The 5,773-nt window shown below is 29.2% G+C and carries 3 protein-coding genes and 2 rRNA genes; 1 reads left to right on the forward strand and 4 read right to left on the reverse strand.

Features of this window, described 5'->3' with window-relative positions:
• The 3 genes from I2H23_RS15000 to I2H23_RS15010 form a co-directional block, all read right to left on the reverse strand.
• Positions 1-328 (reverse strand): 16S ribosomal RNA (locus I2H23_RS15000); the annotation flags it as partial.
• Positions 329-787: 459 nt separating this feature from the next.
• A complete protein-coding gene (gene nrdG, locus I2H23_RS15005; protein WP_092921864.1) occupies positions 788-1,327 on the reverse strand; it encodes an anaerobic ribonucleoside-triphosphate reductase activating protein in 540 nt (179 codons plus the stop codon).
• A gap of 17 nt (positions 1,328-1,344) precedes the next feature.
• The gene (locus I2H23_RS15010) at positions 1,345-3,696 is read right to left on the reverse strand and encodes an anaerobic ribonucleoside triphosphate reductase (RefSeq protein WP_092921862.1); all 2,352 of its coding nucleotides are present in this window, start codon (positions 3,694-3,696) and stop codon (positions 1,345-1,347) included.
• Between the two features lie 631 nt (positions 3,697-4,327).
• Here I2H23_RS15010 and I2H23_RS15015 point away from each other — a divergent pair.
• The gene (locus I2H23_RS15015; protein ID WP_195582039.1) at positions 4,328-5,509 is read left to right on the forward strand and encodes a pyridoxal phosphate-dependent aminotransferase; all 1,182 of its coding nucleotides are present in this window, start codon (positions 4,328-4,330) and stop codon (positions 5,507-5,509) included.
• Between the two features lie 137 nt (positions 5,510-5,646).
• Here I2H23_RS15015 and rrf read toward each other — a convergent pair.
• A 5S ribosomal RNA gene (gene rrf / locus I2H23_RS15020) occupies positions 5,647-5,763 on the reverse strand.
• Positions 5,764-5,773 lie beyond the last annotated feature (10 nt).

Raw genomic sequence — 5,773 nt, forward strand, 5'->3', positions numbered from 1 at the left:
GAGTTTGGACCGTGTCTCAGTTCCAATGTGGCCGATCACCCTCTCAGGTCGGCTACTGATCGTCGCCTTGGTAAGCCGTTACCTTACCAACTAGCTAATCAGACGCGGGTCCATCCTGTACCGCAAAAGCTTTGATAAGAAAGCCATGCGACTCTCTCATGTTATCTCGTATTAGCATACCTTTCGGTATGTTATCCGTGTGTACAGGGCAGGTTACCCACGCGTTACTCACCCGTCCGCCGCTCTTTACCGAAGTAAATCGCTCGACTTGCATGTGTTAGGCACGCCGCCAGCGTTCATCCTGAGCCAGGATCAAACTCTCAAATAAAAGTTGTTACCTGCTCAGACTATCATTATCTGAATATCTGGCTTGGTTGTATTCGATTCTTTAAAGAATCATTAGTTATATAAATTAACCTACTGTTTAATTTTCAAAGTTCATTCCTTACAACTTCCTTAGTTTATCAAAGTAATTTTACTTTGTCAACTCTTTTCTGTTGTTTGTTTTTCTTGTTGTTTGCCTTTTTCTTAAGGACAAGTAATACTATATCACCTTAGTTTTATATGGTCAATACTTTTTTCAACATTTTTTTCATCTTAATTTTACTTTATATTTTATCATTTTATGTTATCCACATATTAACAACTTATTAACATTGAAATGTTAAGGTTCTAATTTTTTTATCCACAATACTAACATAATTATTAACATTTTTCTTTATAATATTTATTGTAAATAAAAAAAGCCATAGGCTAAAATTATATAATTTGGCCTATGACTTTTAAATTATTTAGCTTCACATAAATCTCTTTCGATATATTCTTCAGCTAATATTATTTTCTTTTCTTTTAATGTTTTTTTTACATCTATTATTCTTTGATTAGAAGAACCTCTAAATTTTAAAAATATGTCTTTTTTATCATTTTCAAATTTACCATCTACTAAAACATCTATATATTTCAATAAGTTTAGATTTTTAAATCTATTTGGATTCCTATCGTTTAAAAGTTCTTCAAATTTAAATCCTGTGTAACTCCATACATCTAAATTTTTGTCTTTTGCTTCTTTAGCAATTTCTTCTAATGCCTCAGGTTGTAAAAATGGTTCTCCTCCAGAGAGAGTTATTCCTCTTTGTAATTTTAATTTATTTAATTTATCAATTATTTCTTTTGTGTCTACTTCATAGCCTCCTCTTAGACTATGTGTTTGAGGATTATGACATTCTTCACAGTTATGAATACACCCTTGTGTCCATATAACCATCCTTAATCCTGGACCATCAACTATACTATCAAAAGTAATGGGTGCTGCTATTCTTATTTTCATAACCTATTCCCCTTTCATTACTTATGCTTTATTCTGTCACGAACTTCTGCTTGCTTAGCATTATTAAATCTATCTACAGTACCTACTAAATATCCTGTTATTCTTCTTATTCTTTCAAACTTTATACTACTGTCTTCTTCATTTCTTCCGCAATAAGGGCATATATTACCTTCTATAACCCCTGAAAAACCGCATACTGGATCTCTATCTACAGGGTGATTTATACTACCATACCCAATTCCTTCTTCTTTCATAGCTCTTATTATAGTTTCAAAAGCCTCTAAATTATCTGATGGATTGCCATCTAATTCTATATATGTTATATGTCCAGCATTAGTTAGGTTATGATATGGAGCTTCAAGTCTTATTTTATCAAAGGCACTTATCTTATAATATACTGGTATATGGAATGAATTAGTATAGTACTCTTTATCTGTTATACCCTTTATATCGCCATATATCTTTCTATCCATCTTAGTAAACCTTCCTGATAATCCTTCTGCTGGAGTTGCTATTAATGAGAAATTCAGTCCATACTCTTTACTTGCTTCATCCATCCTATTTCTCATATGCCCTATTATTTTTAAACCTAATTCTTGAGCTTCTTCACTTTCACCATGATGCTTTCCTATAAGACCTATTAAACATTCAGCTAGACCTATAAATCCAACTGTTAATGTTCCTTGCTTTATTACATCTTTTAATTTATCTTCTGGTCCTAACTCTGAAGAACCTTTCCATACTCCTTGTCCCATTAAAAATGGGAAGTTTTTCATTTTTTTATTACCTTGTATTTCCATTCTCTCTAGCAATTGTTCTATTACTAAATTAATTTTCTCATCTAATTCTTCAAAAAATCCATCTATATCTACAACTTTTTTGCTTATTAATCCATGTTTAATCCCTAACCTTGGAAGATTTATAGTTGTGAATGATAGATTACCTCTTCCACTTACAGTTTCTTCACCACATTCATTTCCAAGTACTCTAGTTCTACATCCCATATATGTAGCTTCTGTTTCAGGATTTCCTTCTTCGTAATATTTTATATTGAAAGGAGCATCTAAAAAGCTAAAGTTAGGGAATAACCTTTTAGCAGATACCCTACATGCTAATTTAAATAAATCATAGTTTGGATCTCCTGGGTTTAAACTTATTCCTTCCTTAACTTTAAATATTAGAATTGGGAATATTGGCGTTTCACCATTTCCAAGTCCACTTTCAAGAGATAATAAAAGATTCTTAGTGACCATTCTACCTTCTTCAGTAACATCTGTCCCAAAGTTCACACTAGAAAAAGGCACTTGAGCACCTGCCCTAGAGTGCATAGTATTAAGATTGTGTATAAATGCTTCCATAGCTTGATAAGTTCTTCTATCTGTCTCTCTATAAGCTTCTGAATATGCAAATTTTTGTATATTCTCTACAAATGCTTCATCTAATCCTAATTTATCTATTAGCTCCCTAGTCTCTTCTTGTTTATATTCATCTCCTATTTTTATACTTAATTTAGTTTTAAGTCTATACTCGATATCATCTACTATACACTTTATTGCATCTGTCTTATCCTCAGATTTAAATAATTTAATAGCCTTTGACATATTATCTATATAAAACTTTTTAAAAGTCTTATATACACCTTCTGCTAGACCATAATCAAAGAAAGGTATACTTTGTCCACCATGTTGATCATTTTGATTACTTTGAATAGCTATAGCTGCTAATGCTGCATAACTTATTATATCGTTTGGCTCTCTTAAAAATCCGTGTCCTGTTGAGAATCCACCTTTAAATAACTTATTAATATCTATTTGACAACAAGTTAAAGTACCCATATTTAAGAAATCCATATCATGTATATGTATATCTCCATTATCATGAGCATATGAGTGCTCTGGCTTTATTACATGCGTTTTACAAAACTCTTTAGATACTGTACTTCCATATTGGAGCATAGTACCCATCGCAGTGTTTCCATCTATATTAGCATTCTCTCTTTTTATATCTGCATCATTTGCATCTTCAAAAGTTATCTCTTCAATAGATTTCATAAGTCTTGTTTTTGAATTTCTGATTCTACTTCTTTCTGTTCTATATATTATGTACTCTTCACTAGTTTTTGCATGACCTGTTTCTATTAACACTTTTACTACTGCATTTTGAATATCTTCTACTCCGGGAATTGAATTTATATACTTTTTATTCAATAACTTTATGACTTCTTGTGTTAATTCTTCCGCTATATTATAATCTGCTGATTTCCCATCTTGCTCAGCTATTTTACTTGCAGCTAAAAATATAGCTCTAGTTATCCTATCTGGGTTAAAAGGTATTATTCTTCCATCTCTTTTCTTAACATAATTTATCATTTTAAAACGCCCCCTAATTACTATATATTGTATTTATTCCATTATTTTTTACTACATATAGTGTTTAAACTTAAAAAAAATCCCCTTTAATCTTTTAAAGGGACTGTCTCGGTGTTTACTTAAATAGAGTAGCAAATTTAGAAATTTTAGTCAAACTAACCTAAAGCATTGAAATTGCTATGTGGATAATTTGAATCTTAGTATTTGTAACATATACAAAAAAATATTATTTTTTTATTTTTTTGTAATTTATTCATATTTAATAATCTTATTCATATACTTACTACGACATAAAACTTGGAAAATCAAAATGTTATTACTTATGCTAAAGTTATAATTACAACTTTAGGTTATCCAATATAACCTAATACATTAGTAATTAATATAATTTATTTTATACTGTAAATAGTATAATATTATACATTAATTACTAATATATATATTTACTATATTAATCAATCAAATTCCTCTTTAATTTTAATTATTTGTAATATTAATTTATCAATATAATTTTCAAATATAATAGATTTTTTAATATTATAATAATTATATTTGAATATCAATTACACTTTTTTAGATATAATTAGTGCTTATACCTAATAAGTCAACTTTAATAAAGAAAGGAGATTTTATGTTATCTAAAAGATTAGAAACGTTAACGCCTTCCTATACTTTAGAGATAAGTTCTAAAATTAGGCAACTTAAAGATCTTAACTTAGAAGTAATAGATTTGAGTATAGGAGAGCCTAATTTCAACGTGCCTATTAGAGCTAAACTTTACGGAATAGAGTCATTAAATAACAATTATACTAGATATGACGCTGTAACTGGAATAAAGCCTTTAAAAGAAGAAATTTGTAAAAAACTTTTAAAAGAAAATAATTGTACATATTGTCCAGAAGATATAGTGGTATCTAGTGGTGCAAAACATTGCTTAACAAATACGCTGCTCGCCTTGACTAATCCAAATGATGAAGTGTTAATCCCTATACCATATTGGGTAAGCTATCCAGAGATTGTAAAAATAGTAAATGCAATTCCAGTGTTTATACACACATCTAAAGATAATTCTTTTAAAATAAAGGCCGAAGACTTATCTAGGTGTATAAGTAAAAATACTAAAGCTCTTATATTGAACAACCCAAATAACCCTACAGGAAGTATCTACACTAAAAATGAGTTAGAAGAGATAGTAGAGATTTGCTATAAAAATAATATATACATACTAGCTGATGAAATATATGAAAAAATATGTTATAAAGATAATTTTACATCAATAGCATCTATAAGTAATTTAGCTAAGGATATAACAATAACAATTAATGGATTTTCAAAATCAACTAATATGACTGGTCTTAGATTAGGCTATACAGCATCTAATAGCTCTATAGCAAAAGCTATAAGTTCTATACAAGGTCATTCTGTATCACATCCTTGTATTACATCTCAATACATAGCCTATGGAGCTCTAAGGGAATGTAACTCAGATATAAATCAATTCGTAAATGAGTATAAATTAAGAAGAAAATTGATCTGTGCTAAACTAGATTCAATTAATAATATAAGCTATATAAAACCTTATGGTGCTTTTTATGTATTTATAGATATATCCAAACTAAAAAATACATTAAACTATAATGGAAGTTTTTCATTAGAATTTTGTAGTAAATTTTTAGATACTTATAATGTAGCTGTTGTTCCAGGAATAGCTTTTGGATTAGATGATTATATAAGAATTTCTTTTGCCTGTGATGAATCTGTTTTTTTGGAAGGTGTAGATAGACTTGATAAATTTATAAATTCTTTTTCTTAATCTAAATTCATTTAAACATTACACTTTAATAAAAAGTTTATAAACTATATTTAGATGTTAATAAAAATTTTATTGATTTAAAAATACAAAAGTATAGGTTTATTTAAACCTATACTTTTTATAAAATAAAAAAGATTACGTGGCTACGTCTTACTCTCCCAGGGGGTCGCCCCCCAAGTACCATCAGCGCTAAAGAGCTTAACTTCTGTGTTCGGTATGGGAACAGGTGTATCCTCTTTGCTATAATAACCACATAATCTTTAT

Source organism: Romboutsia sp. BSD2780061687b_171204_C1, assembly GCF_015560225.1.
GTDB lineage: Bacteria > Bacillota > Clostridia > Peptostreptococcales > Peptostreptococcaceae > Romboutsia_C > Romboutsia_C hominis.